The 19,228-nt window shown below is 69.5% G+C and carries 16 protein-coding genes and 1 pseudogene; 9 read left to right on the top strand and 8 right to left on the bottom strand.

The window, feature by feature from the left end; all coding sequences use genetic code 11:
• Position 1: 1 nt before the first annotated feature.
• From OHA11_RS27660 to OHA11_RS27640, 5 genes are all read left to right on the top strand, one after another.
• The gene (locus tag OHA11_RS27660) at positions 2–1,192 is read left to right on the top strand and encodes a sensor domain-containing protein (RefSeq protein ID WP_266500859.1); all 1,191 of its coding nucleotides are present in this window, start codon (positions 2–4) and stop codon (positions 1,190–1,192) included.
• A gap of 128 nt (positions 1,193–1,320) precedes the next feature.
• Positions 1,321–2,676, top strand: a complete 1,356-nt coding sequence (locus OHA11_RS27655) for a sensor histidine kinase (protein ID WP_266500856.1) — start codon at positions 1,321–1,323, stop codon at positions 2,674–2,676.
• 271 nt (positions 2,677–2,947) lie between these two features.
• Entirely contained in the window at positions 2,948–3,619 is a 672-nt protein-coding gene (locus tag OHA11_RS27650; RefSeq protein ID WP_266507506.1) for a response regulator transcription factor, read from the top strand.
• Positions 3,620–3,904: 285 nt separating this feature from the next.
• Entirely contained in the window at positions 3,905–5,842 is a 1,938-nt protein-coding gene (locus tag OHA11_RS27645; RefSeq protein WP_266500854.1) for a 2-oxoacid:acceptor oxidoreductase subunit alpha, read from the top strand.
• The gene (locus OHA11_RS27640) at positions 5,835–6,929 is read left to right on the top strand and encodes a 2-oxoacid:ferredoxin oxidoreductase subunit beta (protein WP_266500852.1); all 1,095 of its coding nucleotides are present in this window, start codon (positions 5,835–5,837) and stop codon (positions 6,927–6,929) included. Before OHA11_RS27645 ends, OHA11_RS27640 begins: the two co-directional genes overlap by 8 nt.
• Before the next feature lie 31 nt (positions 6,930–6,960).
• Here OHA11_RS27640 and OHA11_RS27635 read toward each other — a convergent pair whose 3' ends face one another.
• Positions 6,961–8,079 carry an IS630 family transposase gene (locus OHA11_RS27635; RefSeq protein ID WP_266493617.1) on the bottom strand — a complete coding sequence of 373 codons (1,119 nt, stop codon included), beginning with the start codon at positions 8,077–8,079 and terminating at the stop codon, positions 6,961–6,963.
• A 156-nt stretch (positions 8,080–8,235) separates the two neighbouring features.
• A complete protein-coding gene (locus OHA11_RS27630) occupies positions 8,236–8,598 on the bottom strand; it encodes a helix-turn-helix domain-containing protein (protein WP_266507504.1) in 363 nt (120 codons plus the stop codon).
• 177 nt (positions 8,599–8,775) lie between these two features.
• Here OHA11_RS27630 and OHA11_RS27625 point away from each other — a divergent pair, with 177 nt between their 5' ends.
• The gene (locus OHA11_RS27625; RefSeq protein WP_266500851.1) at positions 8,776–9,630 is read left to right on the top strand and encodes an SDR family oxidoreductase; all 855 of its coding nucleotides are present in this window, start codon (positions 8,776–8,778) and stop codon (positions 9,628–9,630) included.
• A gap of 221 nt (positions 9,631–9,851) precedes the next feature.
• Complete coding sequence (rarD, locus tag OHA11_RS27620) at positions 9,852–10,883, top strand: EamA family transporter RarD (RefSeq protein ID WP_266507502.1); 1,032 nt, start codon at positions 9,852–9,854, stop codon at positions 10,881–10,883.
• 32 nt (positions 10,884–10,915) lie between these two features.
• Here the strand turns inward: rarD and OHA11_RS27615 are convergent, their stop codons facing one another.
• From OHA11_RS27615 to OHA11_RS27605, 3 genes and pseudogenes are all read right to left on the bottom strand, one after another.
• Positions 10,916–12,217 carry a 4-hydroxybenzoate 3-monooxygenase gene (locus OHA11_RS27615; RefSeq protein WP_266500850.1) on the bottom strand — a complete coding sequence of 434 codons (1,302 nt, stop codon included), beginning with the start codon at positions 12,215–12,217 and terminating at the stop codon, positions 10,916–10,918.
• Positions 12,218–12,714: 497 nt separating this feature from the next.
• Positions 12,715–12,843: pseudogene (locus OHA11_RS27610) on the bottom strand (SRPBCC domain-containing protein); the annotation flags it as partial.
• Positions 12,843–13,439: an ABATE domain-containing protein gene (locus OHA11_RS27605; RefSeq protein WP_266507500.1), complete on the bottom strand. Its 597-nt coding sequence runs from the start codon at positions 13,437–13,439 to the stop codon at positions 12,843–12,845. The pseudogene OHA11_RS27610 and the gene OHA11_RS27605, both read right to left, overlap by 1 nt.
• Positions 13,440–13,475: 36 nt before the next feature.
• Here OHA11_RS27605 and OHA11_RS27600 point away from each other — a divergent pair, with 36 nt between their 5' ends.
• Together OHA11_RS27600 and OHA11_RS27595 are read left to right on the top strand one after the other, a co-directional pair.
• Positions 13,476–13,988, top strand: coding sequence for a VOC family protein (locus tag OHA11_RS27600; RefSeq protein WP_266500848.1), 513 nt, complete (start codon positions 13,476–13,478; stop codon positions 13,986–13,988).
• A gap of 385 nt (positions 13,989–14,373) precedes the next feature.
• Positions 14,374–15,315, top strand: a complete 942-nt coding sequence (locus OHA11_RS27595) for a M28 family metallopeptidase (RefSeq protein ID WP_266500846.1) — start codon at positions 14,374–14,376, stop codon at positions 15,313–15,315.
• Positions 15,316–15,632: 317 nt separating this feature from the next.
• Here the strand turns inward: OHA11_RS27595 and OHA11_RS27590 are convergent, their stop codons facing one another.
• The 3 genes from OHA11_RS27590 to OHA11_RS27580 all read right to left on the bottom strand — a co-directional run bounded on the left by OHA11_RS27590 (position 15,633) and on the right by OHA11_RS27580 (position 18,983).
• Positions 15,633–16,541 (bottom strand): ABC transporter permease, encoded by a 909-nt coding sequence (locus tag OHA11_RS27590; RefSeq protein ID WP_266500845.1) that lies wholly within the window; start codon positions 16,539–16,541, stop codon positions 15,633–15,635.
• Complete coding sequence (locus tag OHA11_RS27585; RefSeq protein WP_266500843.1) at positions 16,528–17,673, bottom strand: ABC transporter ATP-binding protein; 1,146 nt, start codon at positions 17,671–17,673, stop codon at positions 16,528–16,530. The genes OHA11_RS27590 and OHA11_RS27585 overlap by 14 nt, the downstream gene beginning before the upstream one ends.
• Before the next feature lie 83 nt (positions 17,674–17,756).
• Positions 17,757–18,983, bottom strand: a complete 1,227-nt coding sequence (locus OHA11_RS27580; protein WP_266500842.1) for a sigma-E factor regulatory protein RseB domain-containing protein — start codon at positions 18,981–18,983, stop codon at positions 17,757–17,759.
• Positions 18,984–19,228 lie beyond the last annotated feature (245 nt).

The following is a 19,228-nucleotide window of genomic DNA, read 5'->3' as shown; positions in this document are numbered from 1 at the left end:
TATGACCGAACGCATCCTTGCCGCCGACATCCCGGACGGCGGCACCGACCGGCCGCCACCCGCGCGCTTCGCCTACGACCGGCACACCTGGAAGGAGATCGCGCATCTCCTGGCCAACCTGCCGGTGTCGCTGGTCGGGTTCACGTACGTGGTGACCGTGCTGTTCACCGGTGCGTTCCTGACCCTGACGGTGATCGGGCTGCCGATGCTCGCGGCGGGGCTGATGGGCGCGCGCCAGCTGGGCAAGCTGGAGCGGGGCCGGGCCAGGGGGCTGCTCGGGGTGCGGGTGGACGAGTCGAGCCCGCTGCCGTTGCACGGGCGGGGCGGGTTCTTCCCGCAGTTATGGATGTCGCTGAAGGATCCGGTCGGCTGGCGCACGATGCTGTACGAGTTCATACGGCTGCCGTGGGGCGTTCTCACCTTCACCATCACGCTGACCTCGTTGTTCGTGCTGTGGCCGGTGCTTCCGTACATCGCGCGGGGACTGGCCAACGCGGACCGGGCGATGGTGCGCGGGCTGCTCTCGCCCTCGGACGAGCTGGAGCGGCGGATCGCCGAGCTGGAGTCCGACCGGGGAGTGGTCGTCGACACGGCCGCGGCCGATCTGCGGCGCATCGAGCGCGATCTGCACGACGGGGCGCAGGCCCGGCTGGTGAACCTCGCGATGGGGCTCGGCCTCGCGAAGGAGAAGCTGCTGGAGGGCCAGGCCGACGAGACCGTCGCGTCCATGGTCGACGAGGCGCACGGCGAGGTGAAGCTGGCCTTGCAGGAGCTGCGGGATCTGGCCCGCGGCATCCATCCCGCGGTCCTCACCGACCGCGGCCTGGACGCCGCGCTGTCCTCGGTCGCCTCCCGCTGCACGGTGCCGGTGAAGGTGACCGCCGACCTGCCGACCCGGCCGGCCGCGGCCATCGAGGGCATCGCGTACTTCACCGTCTCCGAGCTCCTCCAGAACGTGAGCAAGCACAGCGGGGCACGGTCCGCGTCCGTCGACGTGTGGTGCTCCGAGAACCGCCTCCTCCTCCAGGTCCGGGACGACGGCCGCGGCGGGGCCGCCCTCGACGGCGGCACGGGAATGGCGGGACTCGCGGACCGGCTCGGCGCGGTGGACGGCTTGTTCGTCATCGATTCACCGGTGGGAGGACCGACGACGATCACGGCGGAGCTGCCGTGGCGGGACCGGGTGGAGTAGGCAGCCCCCCGCCCTCAGAAGGTAGGGAAAACCCCCGCCCCAAGACGCCGACGCGCTCCATGTCCCGTCGGCGCGGGACCGAGCACTGTGGAGTTACGACAGCGGACGAGTAGAAACGGACGACGGCCATGGCCACGGAGTACGGACAGGGATACGGGTGGGACGGCGAGCCCGGGTTCCGCGGGGAGGGCTCCGACGAGCGGCGGCACCGGCTCCCGGCCGCGCTGCGGGCGCCGTTCGAGGCGCGCAGCTGGCGTGAGCTCGGGTATCTGATGCTGAGCCTCCCGCTGAGCATCATCATGTTCACCTTCGCCGTGACGATGTCGGCGCTCGGCGCGGGCCTGCTGATCACGTTCCTCGGCATCCCGGTGCTCGCCGCCGCGCTCGCCGGCTGCCGTGGGTTCGGCGCGCTGGAGCGGACCCGGGCGCGCGGGCTGCTGGGGCTCGACGTCGCGCCGCCGGAGCGGTTGCGGATGCAGAAACCGGGTGCGATGGCGTGGATGGGCGCGATGCTGAAGAGCGGAGCGTCCTGGCGGCATCTGCTGTACGCGGTACTGCACTTGCCCTGGGCCGTGTTCGCCTTCGCCGTGGCCATCAGCTTCTGGCTGTACGGCTGGGCGATGCTGACGTATCCGGTGTGGTTCTGGCTGTTCCCGATGTACGGCGGGCAGGACGGGCTCCAGCTGTACGGGGACCAGGGGCACAACGTCTATCTGGACAACCCCTTCGAGATCACGGTGACCGCGCTGGTGGGGCTGCTGCTCACGACGGCCTCGCCGTGGATCGTGCGGGCGCTGACGCAGGTGGACCGGCTGCTGGTGCACGGGCTGCTCGGGCCGTCGCGGCTGGCCACGCGGGTCGTCGAGCTGGAGTCGGACCGGGGCATCGTGATCGACACGGCGGCCGCCGACCTGCGGCGCATCGAGCGCGATCTGCACGACGGGGCGCAGGCCCGGCTGGTGAACCTCGCGATGGGGCTCGGCCTCGCGAAGGAGAAGCTCACGGAGGACCCGCAGGCGGCGGCACGGATGGTGGACGAGGCGCACGGCGAGGTGAAGACGGCCCTTCAGGAGCTGCGGGACCTGGCCCGCGGCATCCATCCCGCCGTGCTGACGGACCGCGGTCTGGACGCCGCGCTGTCCTCGGTCGCCTCCCGCTGCACGGTTCCCGTGCAGGTCGAGGCCGATCTGCCGACCCGGCCGGCCGCGGCCATCGAGGGCATCGCCTACTTCACCGTCTCGGAGCTGCTGCAGAACATCAGCAAGCACTCGAGGGCCACCCGGGCCACGGTCGATGTCTGGCGGATCGAGAACCGGCTCATGCTCCAGGTCGTCGACGACGGTGTGGGCGGTGCGGATGTCGCCGCCGGCTCGGGGCTCGCGGGGCTTGCCGAGCGGCTCGACGCGGTCGACGGCATCCTCGTGGTCGACTCCCCTGTCGGCGGGCCGACGCGCATAACGGCGGAGCTGCCCTGGCGGGGCTGAGCCGCTCCCTTCCCCGGACCCACCCCTTCCCGAACTGGTCACGCAGTTCCCCGCGCCCCCATAGGACGCCCCCTACAGGACTAGGACGTCCCCTTCAGGACGCCCCTTCAGGGGCGTCCCAGGCCCTGTTCGACGGATACAGGCCCCCGTTCGACGAATTAGGTGGCCCACCCACCCACGAAACTGACAACGATTCCCTCACCCACCCTCAGTTGGTCCCAAATGCTGGAATGCTGAGGGTTGACGTACGAGCGTGGGGGGCCGAGAAATCGTGGAGGACAGGGTGCGCGTGGTCATCGCCGAGGATTCAGTGCTGCTCAGAGAGGGCCTGACCCGGTTGCTGACCGACCGTGGGCACGACGTGATCGCCGGAGTCGGCGACGGGGAGGCGTTGATCAAGACGATCACGGAGTTCGCGGCGCTGGACGCGCTGCCGGACGTCGTGGTCGCCGACGTACGGATGCCGCCGACGCACACCGACGAGGGCGTCAAGGCGGCCGTGCAGTTGCGCAAGCGGCACCCCGGGCTCGGGGTACTGGTGCTGTCGCAGTACGTGGAGGAGCAGTACGCCACCGAACTGCTCGCCGGTTCCAGCCATGGTGTCGGCTACCTGCTGAAGGACCGGGTGGCCGAGGTGAGGGAGTTCGTGGACGCGGTCGTCCGCGTGGCCCGCGGCGGCACCGCGCTGGACCCCGAGGTCGTCGCGCAGCTGCTCGGTCGCAGCCGCAAGCAGGACGTCCTCGCGGGGCTCACGCCGCGCGAGCGGGAGGTCCTGGGACTGATGGCCGAGGGACGGACGAACTCCGCGATCGCACGACAGCTCGTGGTCAGTGACGGCGCGGTCGAGAAGCACGTGAGCAACATCTTCATGAAGCTGGGCCTGTCCCCGAGTGACGGGGATCACCGGCGCGTTCTCGCCGTCCTCACCTACCTGAAATCCTGACAGCCTGACACCGTGTCAGAGATCCACCACGAATCGCACACCACCACCACGCGAGCACGAAGGCCAAGTGTGAACACGAGAACCAAAGGATGAGTACGGAGCGTCTTCACAGGTAACGCCGGGGGGCGGATAAATGATGTCAAATCAGGGCGTTCGGCGGTCTCAAAATGGGGTCCATCATGCGAGCGGTCAGGGGAAGGCGACCCTTACCGACGTAGGGTTGGATCTGGGATGGCCTGCGGGAGGGCCGTTCCCGGGCAGCCGCCTCGAAGGAGGTTCACTTCAGTGACCAGTCAGGTCAGCAGTCCAGCGGAGCATGCCGACGAAGCCGACGAAGCCGTCGTAGGAGAACAGCGCAAACCGGCGGGCGAGAAGGACGTACGTCGGCTGGACCGGGTGATCATCCGGTTCGCGGGGGACTCCGGTGACGGAATGCAGCTCACCGGAGACCGCTTCACCTCCGAAACGGCATCCTTCGGAAACGACCTTTCGACACTGCCGAACTTCCCCGCCGAGATCCGCGCGCCCGCAGGTACCCTGCCGGGCGTTTCGTCTTTCCAGCTGCATTTCGCGGACCACGACATCCTCACTCCGGGCGACGCGCCGAACGTCCTCGTGGCGATGAATCCGGCCGCGCTGAAGGCGAACATCGCCGACGTGCCGCGCGGCGCGGAGATCATCGTCAACACGGACGAGTTCACCAAACGGGCGATGGCGAAGGTCGGTTACGCCGCGAGCCCCCTGGAGGACGGTTCGCTGGACGGCTACAGCGTCCACCCCGTCCCGCTCACCACGCTGACCGTCGAGGCGCTCAAGGACTTCGACCTCTCCCGCAAGGAGGCGGAGCGCAGCAAGAACATGTTCGCGCTCGGTCTGCTGAGCTGGATGTACCACCGGCCGACCGAGGGCACCGAGAAGTTCCTGGCCACCAAGTTCGCCAAGAAACCCGGCATCGCGGCGGCCAACATCGCCGCGTTCCGCGCGGGCTGGAACTTCGGCGAGACGACCGAGGACTTCGCGGTCTCGTACGAGATCGCGCCGGCCACCGCGGCCTTCCCGACCGGCACCTACCGCAACATCTCCGGGAACCTGGCCCTGTCCTACGGCCTGATCGCGGCCTCGACCCAGGCGGACCTGCCCCTCTACCTGGGCTCGTATCCGATCACCCCGGCCTCGGACATCCTGCACGAACTCAGCAAGCACAAGAACTTCGGCGTACGGACCTTCCAGGCCGAGGACGAGATCGCGGGTATCGGCGCGGCGCTGGGGGCGGCCTTCGGCGGCTCGCTGGCCGTGACGACGACGTCCGGCCCGGGCGTGGCCCTGAAATCGGAGACGATCGGGCTCGCCGTCTCGCTCGAACTGCCGCTGCTGGTCATCGACATCCAGCGCGGCGGCCCCTCGACCGGTCTGCCCACCAAGACCGAGCAGGCCGACCTGCTCCAGGCGATGTTCGGGCGCAACGGCGAGGCGCCGGTCCCGATCGTGGCCCCGCAGACGCCCGCCGACTGTTTCGAGGCGGCCATCGAAGCGGCCCGGATCGCACTCACCTACCGCACGCCGGTCCTGCTCCTCTCCGACGGCTACCTGGCCAATGGCAGCGAGCCCTGGCGGATCCCCGACACCGACGAACTCCCCGACCTGCGCGTGCAGTTCGCCCAGGGACCGAACCACACCCTGGACGACGGCACCGAGGTCTTCTGGCCGTACAAGCGCGACCCGCAGACCCTGGCCCGCCCGTGGGCCATCCCGGGCACGCCCGGTCTGGAGCACCGCATCGGAGGCATCGAGAAGCAGGACGGCACGGGCAACATCTCGTACGACCCGGCCAACCACGACTTCATGGTGCGTACGCGTCAGGCGAAGATCGACGGCATCGACGTACCGGATGTCGAGGTCGACGACCCGCACGGCGCCACCACGCTCGTCCTGGGCTGGGGTTCGACGTACGGGCCCATCACGGCGGCGGTACGGCGGCTGCGGGCGGCCGGGGAGCCGATCGCGCAGGCGCATCTGCGGCACCTCAACCCGTTCCCGGGGAATCTCGGCACGGTGCTGAAGCGTTACGAGACGGTGGTCATCCCGGAGATGAACCTCGGCCAGCTGGCCACGCTGGTCCGGGCGAAGTACCTGGTGGACGCCCACTCGTACAACCAGGTGAACGGTATGCCGTTCAAGGCTGAGCAGCTCGCCACGGCTCTCAAGGAGGCCATCGATGGCTGAGACGACCACGGAAGGCCCGGGCACGATCGAGGCGCTCACTCTGGTGCCCAAGGCCGAGGCCAAGCAGTCCATGAAGGACTTCAAGTCCGATCAGGAAGTGCGCTGGTGCCCCGGCTGCGGTGACTACGCGGTCCTCGCGGCGGTGCAGGGCTTCATGCCCGAACTGGGCCTCGCCAAGGAGAACATCGTCTTCGTCTCGGGCATCGGGTGCTCGTCCCGCTTCCCGTACTACATGAACACGTACGGGATGCACTCCATCCACGGCCGCGCGCCCGCCATCGCGACCGGACTCGCCTCCTCCCGCCGGGACCTGAGCGTCTGGGTGGTGACCGGTGACGGCGATGCGCTGTCCATCGGCGGCAACCACCTGATCCACGCGCTCCGGCGGAACGTGAACCTGAAGATCCTGCTGTTCAACAACCGGATCTACGGGCTCACCAAGGGCCAGTACAGCCCGACTTCAGAGGTCGGCAAGATCACGAAGTCGACGCCGATGGGCTCGCTGGACGCGCCTTTCAACCCGGTGTCGCTGGCGATCGGCGCGGAGGCGTCGTTCGTGGCGCGGACCGTGGACTCCGACCGCAAGCACCTGACGGAGGTGCTGCGGCAGGCGGCAGCCCACCCGGGCACGGCCCTCGTCGAGATCTACCAGAACTGCAACATCTTCAACGACGGCGCGTTCGAGGTCCTGAAGGACCGGCAGCAGGCCGAGGAGGCGGTGATCCGCCTGGAGCACGGGAAGCAGATCCGTTTCGGGGCACCGCTCGACAGCGGTCTCGGCTCCAAGGGCGTCGTGCGCGACGCTGTGACCGGTGACCTGAAGGTCGTCACCGTCACCGCGGAGAACGAGTCGCGGATCCTGGTTCACGACGCGCACTCCCCCTCGCCGACCACGGCGTTCGCGCTCTCCCGCCTCGCCGACCCGGACACACTGCACCACACACCGATCGGCGTCCTGAGGTCCGTCGACCGCCCGGTCTACGACACGCAGATGGCCGACCAGCTCGACACAGCCATCGAGCAGAACGGCAAGGGCGACCTCTCGGCACTGCTCGCGGGCGGGGACACCTGGACGGTCGTCGGCTAGTGCGTTGGCCACGAACGTTCGCCGGGTTTGATCAGGCGGCTTTGGGTCGTGGTCGGCCCCAGCGTTGCTGGCGTTCGCTGCGGACCTTGGCGCGTTCGCGGCGCTGGGCGGCCAGGACGTCGGGGTGACGGGCGTTGGCGTTGCGCCAGCGCAGGTAGTCCTGAAGCTTCCAGGACAGGACGGTGTGGTTGGGGTGGTTGGAGTTGCCCATGACGAAGTTGCGCAGGGGCCCGAACTGAGCCTCGATCGGGTTGGCCCACGACGCGCTCGTCGGCGTCAGGCACAACTCGACCTTGTTCTTCCTGGCCCAGGTCCGGATGGCCGGGGTCTTGTTCGCCGACAAATTGTCCATGATCACGTAGACGGGGGCGCCGTCGGGGCGGGCGGCCCGGATCGACTTCAGCGCCGAGAGGCTGTGGTCACCGCCTTTGCGGCGGCGGGTCACGCCCCACAACTGGTCATCGCCGAGGGAATAGCAGCCGTGGAAGTACCGGATACCGTGAGTGCGGTGATAGGTGGCCGGCAGCCGGTCCGGTTTCTTCTCCCCGGCCCAGCCGGAGCCGTGGCAGGGCCGGATCGACAGCGGACCGAACTGGTCGAACGCGAAGCACCGGTCCAGGAAACGGCTGGTCACGTGCTCGATGCGGTCGAGTTTGGCGTCCTTGTCGGGATCCCTGGACTCCTTCCAGGTGCGGGTCCGCTGAAACGAGATCCCGTGCTCGCGCAGGATCTGCCGCAGTCGTTCCCGGCCGACCTTCACCGTCCGGACCCGGTTGCGGGCCAGGTACTCGGTGAGCTTGCGAAGGCTCCAGTGCGTGAACGGGCGTCCCAGCGTGACTGGGCGGGTCCTGGCCGTCGCGATGATGAACTCGCGTTCGTCATCGCTGATCAGGCGGGGACGGCCTCCCGCCCACCGAGGGTCCAGCGCGGCCAGGCCCTTCTCGTTGAACGCATGGATCACGTCCCGGACGGTGTCCTCGTGCGCGGCGGCCAGCCGTGCGATCGCCGCCACGGGAGTGCCCGACGCCGACGCCATGATGATCAGTGCCCGACGGACCCGTACGGACTCATGGCGGCCCCGCCGGACGATCTGCTGCAGTCTCTGGCCCTCTTGATCAGTCAACCGCCGTGCTCTGACCGGCTCTGCCATGCATGACCTCACTCCCCACGACAACCACGTCGCTATCGAGAGTGAGACTGACAGACCCAGGCACCCCGGACATCGACCGGCGTATCACCAGACCCGGCGAACGTTCGTGGCCAACGCACTAGACGGCGGCACTCCGCGAGGCCCGGTCCCGCTTTCTCAGGACCGGGCCTCGCCGTTTGCCTGGCGGGCCTTCAGCTCGTCGTATGTCTGGCGGGCCTTCAGTACGGCGTCCATCCGCTCCTCGGTCCAGCCCGCGAGCGCCTTCACCTGTTCGGCGGCCTCGCGGCCCAGGTCGGTCAGCGAGTAGTCGACGCGCGGCGGGATGACCGGCTTGGCGTCCCGGTGGACCAGCCCGTCGCGCTCCAGGGTCTGCAGGGTCTGGGTGAGCATCTTCTCGCTGACCCTGCCGATCGCGCGGCGCAGCTCGCTGAAGCGGTAGGGACGATCAAGGAGCTCGATCAGTACGAGGACGCCCCAGCGGCTGGTGACGTGCTCCAGGACCAGGCGGTACGGGCACATCGCCTCGCCGGTGTCGTACGTGCCGACTGCGCCCGCGCTCCTGTCGGCTGCGGATCCGCTGGCTGCTGAAGTACTTACGGTCATGCCAGTACCTTACTTCAAAGTGGGTACTTTCCCTCAGTTAGTGCAGCTCCTATGGTTAGTGCCATACCCACCCCACAAGGAGTTGTTTCCACCATGAGCATTGTCGTCACCGGAGCCACCGGACACCTCGGCCGCTTCGTCATCGAGGGCCTGCTGGAGAAGGTGCCGGCCGACCGGATCACGGCCGTCGTCCGCAGCGAGGAGAAGGCGGCGGGCTTCGCGGCCCGCGGCGTGAGGATCGCGGTCGCCGACTACAACGCTCCCGAGACCTTCGACGGCCTCTTCGCCGCCGGCGACAAGGTGCTGCTCATCTCCGGCAACGAGTTCGACAAGGGCCGCGTCGCCCAGCACAAGGTCGTCCTCGACGCCGCCAAGGCCGCCGGCGTCGCGCTCCTCGCGTACACCAGCGCCCCCGGCAGCCTGACGGCCGCGCTGGCCGACGACCACCGGGGCACCGAGGCGGCGATCCTGGAGTCCGGCGTGACGTACGCCCTGCTGCGCAACGGCTGGTACAACGAGAACTACACCGAGAACCTCGCCCCCGTCCTCGAGTACAACGCCGTCACCCAGGCGGCCGGCGAGGGCAGGATCTCTTCGGCCTCCCGCGCGGACTACGCGGCCGCCGCCGTGGCCGTCCTGACCGGCGAGGGCCACGAGAACAAGACGTACGAGCTGGGCGGCGACACGGCGTGGGGCTTCGCCGAGTACGCGGCCGAGGTGGCCAAGGCGTCCGGCAAGGAGATCGCCTACCACTCCGTCCCCGTCGAGGCCTACCAGGGCATCCTGACCGGCGCCGGGCTCCCCGAGCCGCTCGCCGCGATCCTGGCCGGCGTCGACACGTCGATCGAGAAGGGCGAACTGGTCGTCTCCACCGGTGACCTGTCCCGGCTGACCGGCCGGCCGACCACGCCGATCGCGGAGTCGATCGCGGTGGCGCTGAAGGGCTGACACCCCGCTCCACGGGGAGCACTCCCGTTGCCCCGCGGGACGCACCCACGTTGCCCCACGGGAAGCACCCCCGTCTGTCATGACCGTATAGCGATACGTACATGACAGGTGGGGGTGCTCGGCGCTACCTTCTTGAAGGCTGCGCGTGGTTCGGACACCACGCGTTCGCAGCCTGGTGAGAGGGAGGGGCCGTGCCGGTGGAATCCAAGGGCGCACAGCACATAGGGCTGGATTCCAAGGGCGAACAGCGGATCGGTCTGCTGAACGGCTTCGCGGCGTACGGCATGTGGGGGCTCGTCCCCCTCTTCTGGCCGCTCCTCGAACCCGCGGGAGCGGCGGAGATCCTCGCGCACCGCATGGTGTGGTCGCTGGGCGTGGTGTTGATCGCGCTCGTCGTGATGCGGCGCTGGGCCTGGGCCGGTCCCCTGCTGCGGGAGCCGCGCAGGATGGGCCTGATCACCATCGCGGCGGCCACCATCACGGTCAACTGGGGTGTCTACATCTGGGCCGTGAACGCCGGCCACGTGGTCGAGGCGTCCCTCGGCTACTTCATCAACCCGCTCGTCACCATCGCGATGGGCGTCCTGCTCCTGAAGGAGCGGCTGCGGCCGGCACAGTGGGCGGCGGTGGGTATCGGCTTCGCCGCGGTGCTCGTACTGACCGTCGGGTACGGCCAACCGCCGTGGATCTCCCTCTGCCTCGCCTTCTCCTTCGCGACGTACGGGCTGGTGAAGAAGAAGGTCAACCTCGGCGGTCTGGAGTCACTGGCCGCGGAGACCGCGATCCAGTTCCTGCCCGCGCTCGGCTATCTGCTGTGGCTGTCGTCCCGGGGCGACGCGACCTTCGGCGGCGAGGGCACCGGTCACGCGGCACTGCTGGCCGCGACCGGCGTGGTGACCGCGTTGCCGCTCGTGTGCTTCGGGGCGGCGGCGATCCGGGTACCGCTGTCGACGCTGGGACTGCTCCAGTACCTCGCGCCCGCGCTGCAGTTCCTGCTCGGCATCCTGTACTTCCACGAGGCGATGCCCGCCGAACGGTGGGCCGGGTTCGCGCTGGTGTGGGCCGCGTTGTCGCTGCTGACGTGGGATGCGCTGCGGACGGCGCGGAGGTCCAGGATGGTGCTGCGCGAGGCGGCCACCGCGGCCACTGCGGCTACCGCCGCCGCTGCCAACGCCGCCACGGAAGCGGCCCGGGAGGCGGCGGGCGCGAGCCCGGCTACTGGCACCAGCACCAGCACGAGCACGAACAAGTAATGGGTGACCGCTGTCGTCGGCGGTCTCCGACGTCAGTAATCCGTGTCCTTGCCGAGGAACAGATCCGCGAAGACGAGTGCCGCGGGGGGTGAGGCGAGGATCCGCCGCAGCCTGGCCATGGAGGTTCCCGCCTTGAAGGGGTCGCCGGACGAGGCGCCGTGGTACACCTCGGAGAGCCACTGCGAGAACTCCTGGTACTGCCACCCCCGCCGGAGACAGGCCGCCGAATAGCCGCGCAGCCCGCTGTCGTCCCCCGTGCCGTAGTACGCGACGAGCGCGTCGCCGAGCAGCAGGGAGTCGTGGATCGCGAGGTTCATGCCCTTCGCGCCGATCGGTGCGAGGAGGTGCGCCGAGTCGCCGGCCAGATACAGCCGCCCGTACGCCATGGGCTCCACCACGTAGTTGTGCATGGCGAGGACGCGCTTCTCGATCAGGTTGCCCTCGTTGAGCGGCTGGGCCCCGTCCGCGGCGAGGCGGGCGTGGAGTTCGGCCCATACGCGCTCGTGCGACCAGTCCTCCGGGTCGTCGTCGGGCGGACACTCCAGGTAGTAGCGGGTGACCTGCGGGCTGCGCGCCATGTGGCCGGCGAACCCGCGCGGATGGATGCCGAAGACGACGCAGGCGGAGGACGGCGGCGCCTCGGCCAGCAGCGCCAGCCAGCCGACGCCGAAGTCGTGCCGGGCGACGGTGACGTGCTCCGCGGGCATGAGGTCACGGGTCACACCGCGTGCGCCGTCGCACCCCGCGATGAACTCGCAGTCGAGGCGGACGCGTTCGCCCGTCTCGGGATCCGTGTACGTCACCGACGGCCGGCCCGCCTGATACATCTGATACGTCTGATCCATGCGATCGGTCTGATCCGCGTCGATCCCGGCCGGCTCGACGTCGCGGACGCCGAAACGGATGTCGCCGCCCCGGACGTCCGCGTACTCGCGCACCAGGTCCGTCACCAGCAGCGGCTGCGGATACACGTAGTGACGGTGGCCCGAGACATCGGTGTACGGGAACCTGTGGCGCTCTCCGGCGAACCGGAACTCGCACTCGGAGTGCGCCACGGCGTTCTCCAGGAGCCGGTCCGCGAGGCCGCGCCGCTCCAGCGCGCGGACCGCCCACTCCTCCAGGAAGCCCGCGCGCGGCCGCTGCTCGATGAACTCCCGGCTCTCGTTCTCCAGCACCACGCAGTCGACGGAAGCGGCCCGAAGGATGTTGGCGAGGGTGAGTCCAGCGGGTCCCGCCCCCACGATGACGACGCGGGTGCGCTGGGGGCGCGCATGGGGATGGGAGTGGGCGGGCTGCGCGGACTGGGCGGACGAGGCGGAGGCGTCTGCGGTCATGCGAACAGTATGGCGAAATCCGGTGTGGCCAGCCGTTAACTCATGGCCTGTGGGGTGGGGTTGGCGGACGCGTCGGGGACGGCCGCGGAAGTCGGCAGTGGCGGCAGTGGCTACGGTGGTGGTAGCTGAGGCAGGCGCTCCGGCCGTCGGCGGCTTCGTACGCGCACCAGAAGGAGATCGCGGCGGCTCGGGAAGCTTATGACGGGCAGGTGGGTGGGTGTCTGAGGGGGGATTCTTCGCCCCCGCCGCCCCTACCCTTCCCGTCCCCTTCTGGGGGCTGCGCCCCCAGACCCCCGCTTATCGGCCTGAACGGCCTCGTCCTCAAACGCCGGACGGGCTGAGTTGTCGGCCCCGGACTGCGAAATCCTCAGCCGCTCCGGCGTTTGAGGAGCGGGGGTTCGGGGGCGGAGCCCCCGAGTAAGTGACGGGAATGGGTAGGGGCGGCGGGGGCGAACCACCCCGCCTCAGCCCAACTCCGCCCGCACCCCTTCCATCACCCCCTCCCCGAGCCAGAGCTCGATCCCCACGGGGCTCGCGATGAACTCCCATACGGCTTCCGGAGGATGGGGCAGCGTGCGGGACACCCCGACATTCCAGCCCGCGTCCTGAGTGAGTCCGGTAGGCATCAGTCGTCTCCTTCGGCTCGGCGGGCACGATGCGCCCGTACCTTCTGACGGTTGCCGCAGTGCTCCATGGCGCACCAGCGCCGCCGCCCGGGCCGCGAGGTGTCGACGAAGAGCAGAGCGCAGTTGTGGGACCCGCACTCACGGATCCGGTCCGCGTACGGGCCGGTGAACAGTTCCACCGCGTCCCGGGCAACGGTGGCGAGCAGCCGCGCACCGGTGGCCCCCGGCGCCCACCCGCGCGAACCGTCCGCCTCGATACGGGCGGCAAGCGGCGCCCCGGCCGCGGCGGCGTTGACGACGTCGAAGTGACGGGCCTGCGGGGGCCGACCGTGGGCCCGGTCGGCGGCAAGCAGGAAAATCGCGTCGCGCAAGGCCCGCGTTTTCGCCAACTCCTCTTCCGTGACAGTCACTTCAAGACCCTCCGAAAGCCGACTGCGCTCCACCCAGCGCACCAGATCCGCGGGCTCGTGCAGCACCTCGTACCGCGCGAACTCTCCCGGCCCGCCCGTCGTCACGAGCTCCATGCACAGCGCCCCGGGATCGAAGCGGAACGACTTCCCCCCGTGCGACACGAGAGTCAGCCCGTGCGACTTCATTGCGTACTCACTCACGTAACTACTATAACTGGTTACATGACCGAGACCCAGCCCCAGCCCGCGTCCCAGCCTCAGCCCCAGACACCCCCGTCGACACCGGCACCCCTGCACTGGAAGCTCGTCATCGACGCCGCCGATCCACACGCCCAGTCCGACTTCTGGGCCGCCACCCTCGGCTATCTGGTCGAGGACCACAGCGCCCTGGTCGAGCGCCTGCTCGGTTTCGGCGCCGTCCCGCCCGAGATCACCGTCGAGTCGCACGGCCGCCGAGCCTGGCGGGACCTCGCGGCCGTACGCCACCCCGACGATCCGTACGACAAGGACAGCGGGACCGGACTCGGACGACGGCTGCTCTTCCAGCGCGTGCCGGAGCCGAAGACGGTGAAGAACCGGCTGCACATCGACGTACACACCGGGGACAGGCAGCGGGAGGCGGAGGTCGCGCGGCTGACCGGGCTGGGGGCGGCGGTGCTCCGGGAGGTGAAGGAACAGGGCGGCGAGTGGGTGGTGATGGAGGACCCGGAGGGGAACGAGTTCTGCGTGCACTGACCCACGCACTGACCCACGCGACGACCCTCGGCAAACGGGGCGGCCGTCCGTTCGCGACAACCGGGAGGCCGCCCGCCCGGGGCAACCGCGGCGGCCGCCCATCCGCGACAACCGGCAACCAGGTCGCCCGCCCGTCGGCGGCAACGGGCGGCGGCCCGCCCACTGCCGCCGCGGCACCCCCGGAGCACCGCCAGCAGCCCGCCCGCCCCGGCAGCAGGGAGCCAGCCGGGAGCCAGCCGCCAGGAACGCCGCGAGACTCCGCGTCGGGTGAACTGCAGGGATCCGTTATGCGAACACCCTTGACCGAATTGCGCTCTTGACGGAACATCAGCCTCAGCTTCACCATCAGGCACCCATTCCCGTAAGGAATTCGGAGCCCCCCACAATGAAGCTCTCTGTTCCCAGACGTGTCACAGGTGCCGCGGTCATAGCCGTCGCCGCCCTCCTCACCACGAGCGCGATAGCCGACGCCGCGCCCGCGCGCGTGGCCGCCGCACCCGACATACCCGTCGCCAACGTCAAGGCCCACCTCACCCAACTGCAGTCCATCGCCACCGCCAACGGTGGCAACCGCGCCCATGGCCGCACCGGATACAAGGCGTCCCTCGACTACGTGAAGGCCAAGCTGGACGCGGCCGGGTTCACCACGACCATCCAGCAGTTCACCGCCTCCAGCCGCGTCGGCTACAACCTGATCGCCGACTGGCCCGGCGGCGACGCCAACCAGGTCGTCATGGCGGGCTCCCACCTCGACAGCGTCACCGCGGGGGCCGGCATCAACGACAACGGCTCGGGCTCGGCGGCCCTGCTGGAAGCCGCGCTCACCGTGTCCAGCACCCAGTACCAACCCACAAAGCATCTGCGGTTCGCCTGGTGGGGAGCTGAGGAGCTGGGCATGGTCGGCTCGCGCAACTACGTCAACGGCCTCACCACCGCCAACCGCGCCAAGATCAGCGGCTATCTCAACTTCGACATGATCGGATCGCCGAACCCCGGCTACTTCGTCTACGACGACGACCCGGCCATCGAGAAGACTCTCAAGGACTTCTACGCGGGTATAGGCGTCGCCACCGAGATCGAGACCGAGGGCGACGGCCGCTCGGACCACGCCCCCTTCAAGAGCGCGGGCATCCCCGTCGGCGGCGTCTTCACCGGCGCCAGCAGCACCAAGTCCGCGGCCCAGGCCACCAAGTGGGGCGGCACGGCGGGCCAGTCGTTCGACCGCTGCTACCACTCCTCGTGCGACACCACGTCGAACATCAACGACACCGCCCTGAACCGGAACAGCGACGCACTGGCGTACGCGGTATGGGAGCTCTCGGAGTAGACCGACCCACTCCCGGCCGGCTCCAGCCCACCCCAGCTGACCCAGCTGAATCGACTGACCCGGGCTGACTCCAGCCCACTCCAGCCCACTCCAGTCGGCGAGGCTGGCCCGGCTGACTCCGGCCCGGCGGGCCCGTCATTCAGGTAGCCGACGACTGCATGCGTGTGCATATACCGCATACGCATGCAGTCGTCGTACGCTCAGCTGACGGAGCTACAGCTGAGGCTTCCGCCGTCTCTGAGGCTTCCGCCGTCTCTGACGCCTCCGCCGTATATGGGGCCTCCGCCGCCGGCCGGGCCCATGGCCGGTGCGCCGCCCTACGCGGTGATGTCCTTCGCCGTGAACCGCGCCCACGCGGCCGCACCGAACACCGCCGCGTACAGCGCCTGGAGTTCCAGGTTGCGTATCAGGTCGTCCCAGTAGACCGGGTCGCGCATGAGGTCGGCGAAGGACAGCCAGTAGTGCGAGAAGAAGTACGGCTGGATCGCGTGGAGCTGGGGAATCTGGTCGAGGATCTGCACGGTGATGAGCAGGCCGACGGTCGTCGCCATCGCCGCGATCCCGCTGTTCGTCAGGGTCGAGACGAACAGGCCGAGGGCCGCGACCCCGATCAGAGACGCGGCGACGGCCAACGCGATCAGCAGCGCCCGCCCGAGCCCCTCGCCGAAACTGATCCGCGTGCCGGAGATCGTCGTCAGCTCACCCAGGGGAAACAGCAGCGCACCCACGATCAGTGCCGAGGTCGCCACCACCAGGGTCGCGATGACGCAGAAGGCCAGCGTGGTCGCGTACTTGGTTATCAGCAGGCGCGTACGCCCGGCCGGGGCGACCAGCAGATAGCGCAGTGTCCCCGCATTGGCCTCGCCCGCGATCGCGTCGCCCGCGATGACGCCGACCGCCATCGGCAGGAAGAACGGGAGTGTGGCGGCCAGCGCGGTGAAGACCAGGAACAGTCCGTTGTTGGTGATCTGCGCGATGAAGGCGGGCCCCTCGCCCCCGCCGCCTCCGGCCGACGATCCGTCGCTCGTCTCGATCTTCACAGCGATCCCGACCAGCACCGGCACCGTGGCCAGCACGCCGAGCAGCGCGATCGTCCGCCACCGCCGGAGCGTGGTCCGCAGTTCGTTGCGCAGCAGGCCGAGGGTCCACAGCGGGGTCGGCGCCCGTGTGCCGACGGCCGTCTCCGCGGCGCCGGGCGTCGGCTCTACGAGTTCAGCCCGCGACATCGAATCCCTCCCCCGTCAGCGCCACGAACGCGTCCTCCAGCGAGGCCCGTTCGACCCCGAAGCCCCGGACGCGGACACCCGCCGTCACCAGCGCCGCGTTCACCTCGGCGAGATCGCGGTCCGGTGGCTCGGCGGTCACGCTGTCCTCGGCCACCACGACATCGGCCACGCCCTGCTCCTTCAGCACGCGGGCCGCGTCGCCCGGATCCGGTGTCGTCACGACGAGCCGGCTGCGTGCGCCCGCCGCGAGGTCGGCCACCGGTCCCTGGGTGATCAGCCGCCCCTGGGCCATCACCGCGGCGTGTGTGCACACCTGCTCGATCTCGTCGAGCAGATGCGAGGAGAGGAAGACGGTGGTGCCGTCCGACGCCAACTCCCTTACGAGGGAACGGATTTCTCGCATCCCCTGCGGGTCGAGTCCGTTGGTCGGCTCGTCCAGCACGAGCAGCCGCCGGGGCTGCAACAGCGCGGCCGCGAGCCCGAGCCGCTGCTTCATCCCCAGGGAGTACGCCTTCGCCTTCTTGCCCGCGGCGGCCGTCAGACCGACACGGTCGAGCGCCGCCGCGACGCGTGCACGCCGGGTGCGCGGGTCGGCGGTCGGGTCGGCGGAGTCGTATCGCAGGAGGTTGTCGCGGCCGGAGAGGAAACCGTAGAGAGCCGGTCCCTCGATGAGTGCGCCGACGTGCGGCAGCACGGTGCGCGTGGCGCGCGGCATGGGCTGCCCCAGCACGCGCGCCGTCCCGGAAGTCGGCTCGATCAGGCCCATCAGCATTCTGATGGTGGTCGTCTTGCCGGAGCCGTTCGGCCCGAGGAAGCCGAAGACGCTGCCCGCCGGGACGGCCAGATCGAGACCGTCGACGGCGAGCTGTCCACCGCGGTAGCGCTTGGTGAGGCCGCGGGTGGCGATCACGGTGTCACCCGCGGCCACGACGCCACCCACGGCCACGGCCGCGGCGTGGGCCGTGGCCGGGGCGCCGGCCACGGCCACGACGGATTCCGCGGCCGCGGCCGCATCCGTGGCCACGGGCGCTTCCGCGTCCGCCGCCGCGCCACCGGCCTCCGCGGGGTCGCCCGCGTCCGTCGTGGCTCCCTCACCCGCCATGGCCCCGTCCCCGGTGGACAGTTCCGCCATCGACTCTCCCGCTTCGCCTTGCCCGACAAGGGACTACAACAAGGGACTACAGGGACCGCTTGTTCTCTACTTCGCCGTGTTCCCTACTTCGCCGCGTTGGCCGCCTTCACCAGCGCGTCCTTGGTGACCGCGCCCGCGTAGACCTTGCCGTCGTCCGTGATGAGCGCGTTGACCAGGCGGGTCGAGAAGACCGTGCCCGAGCCGAACTTGCCGCTCACCTGGTCGCCCAGCGAGTCGAGGAAACGGCCCGCGTCACCCCCGCCGGAGCCCTCCGACGACAGGCCCTCGCCGCCGGTGTCGAACTGGGCTATCGAGGTCCAGCCCTTACCGATGACCTTCAGGCCTTCGAACTCCTTGCCGAGCTCCTCGCCGCCCTTGGGCTGCGCCTTCTCCGCCTTGTCCGCCTTGTCCTCGGACTGCGGCTCGTCGCCCTCGGTGACCTTCGCGCCCTTCGGCGGGCTGAAGTCGAAGGTGGACGCGGCCGGCTTGGAGAAGTCGACCTTGGTGAAGCCCGCGTCGATGACGGCCGCGCCGCCGCTCGCCGGGGTCAGCGTGAACTTCAGGGGCAGACCGGTCTTCGAGTCCACCGCGATGGAGATCGCGCCGACCGTCGAACCGGACTCCTTGGGCTTGATCAGCAGCTTGTAGGCGTCGCGGCCCGCGACCTGCGCCGTGCCGTCGACGGTCACGGACGTCGTGTCGTCGGACGCCTTCAGTACCTCGTCGGCCAGCTCCTTGGGCGTGGCCGGCACATCCTCGGACCTGTCCTTCGTCCCCTTCTCGGCGGAGGCGGAGGAGGAGTCCTTCGTGTGGTACGCCTCGTTCGACGCGCTGTCGTACGCCCACACCTCGTCGCCATTGTGGATCACGCTGTATTCGGCGGCCTTGTCGAGCAGCGAGAGCTTCTGCTTGTCCTCGCCGTCGGACGCGAAGCGCAATGTGTGCGTACCGGACGCCAGTTCAAGCAGCTTGGACGATGGGTCCGCGGAGGAACCCGAGTCGTCGCCGCCCCGGCCCATTCCGCCGCCGAGGCTGCTCTCCAGGCCGCCGAGGCTCGGCAGGCCGAGGTCCGTGGTGATCTTCACCGTGCCGGACAGCTGCTGTACGTCCGACGCCGCGATCTTCTCGATGAGCTGCTGGGCAGTGATGTCGGGCAGGTCGGGATCGCCGGACCCTGCGAACGCCGGGACCAGCCCGATGGTCGCCGCCGCCACCCCCACCACCGCGACGGGGACGACGTACCGCGCGGCTTTGCGTCGGCCGGTGCGCAGGTCCTCGTTCGTGTTGTCGTCGGCTTCGTACGGTGCCATGTGTGCCCTACCTCCGTCGTCGGCGGCTGATGCACTCGTCCACCCTGGCCGCCATTGTCACCCGAACTCCTGTGAAGTGGTGTGTTCAATCTGACCAAATCGGCCGGACGAAAGCGTCAGACCTCGGAGCCAACTCCGCGTACACCTGCGGTATGAGACAGGCGGACGGCGCCTCCCCCAACCCGTAAGGGTCGGGCGGGGGAGACGCCATCCGGGTAACACGTCGGAGCCGGGTGAAACCCTTT

It is taken from the genome of Streptomyces sp. NBC_00878, from assembly GCF_026341515.1.
Taxonomy (GTDB): Bacteria; Actinomycetota; Actinomycetes; order Streptomycetales; family Streptomycetaceae; genus Streptomyces.
This window is presented reverse-complemented; position numbering and strand designations above follow the sequence as displayed.

Coding starts and splice junctions, on each gene's coding strand:
- OHA11_RS27660 (WP_266500859.1), top strand. CDS start 2: ATGACCGAACGCATCCTTGCCGCCGACATCCCGGACGGCGGCACCGAC.
- OHA11_RS27655 (WP_266500856.1), top strand. CDS start 1,321: ATGGCCACGGAGTACGGACAGGGATACGGGTGGGACGGCGAGCCCGGG.
- OHA11_RS27640 (WP_266500852.1), top strand. CDS start 5,835: ATGGCTGAGACGACCACGGAAGGCCCGGGCACGATCGAGGCGCTCACT.
- OHA11_RS27635 (WP_266493617.1), bottom strand. CDS start 8,079: ATGGCAGAGCCGGTCAGAGCACGGCGGTTGACTGATCAAGAGGGCCAG.
- OHA11_RS27630 (WP_266507504.1), bottom strand. CDS start 8,598: ATGTGCCCGTACCGCCTGGTCCTGGAGCACGTCACCAGCCGCTGGGGC.
- OHA11_RS27625 (WP_266500851.1), top strand. CDS start 8,776: ATGAGCATTGTCGTCACCGGAGCCACCGGACACCTCGGCCGCTTCGTC.
- OHA11_RS27615 (WP_266500850.1), bottom strand. CDS start 12,217: ATGACCGCAGACGCCTCCGCCTCGTCCGCCCAGTCCGCGCAGCCCGCC.
- OHA11_RS27605 (WP_266507500.1), bottom strand. CDS start 13,439: ATGAAGTCGCACGGGCTGACTCTCGTGTCGCACGGGGGGAAGTCGTTC.
- OHA11_RS27600 (WP_266500848.1), top strand. CDS start 13,476: ATGACCGAGACCCAGCCCCAGCCCGCGTCCCAGCCTCAGCCCCAGACA.
- OHA11_RS27595 (WP_266500846.1), top strand. CDS start 14,374: ATGAAGCTCTCTGTTCCCAGACGTGTCACAGGTGCCGCGGTCATAGCC.
- OHA11_RS27590 (WP_266500845.1), bottom strand. CDS start 16,541: ATGTCGCGGGCTGAACTCGTAGAGCCGACGCCCGGCGCCGCGGAGACG.
- OHA11_RS27585 (WP_266500843.1), bottom strand. CDS start 17,673: ATGGCGGAACTGTCCACCGGGGACGGGGCCATGGCGGGTGAGGGAGCC.
- OHA11_RS27580 (WP_266500842.1), bottom strand. CDS start 18,983: ATGGCACCGTACGAAGCCGACGACAACACGAACGAGGACCTGCGCACC.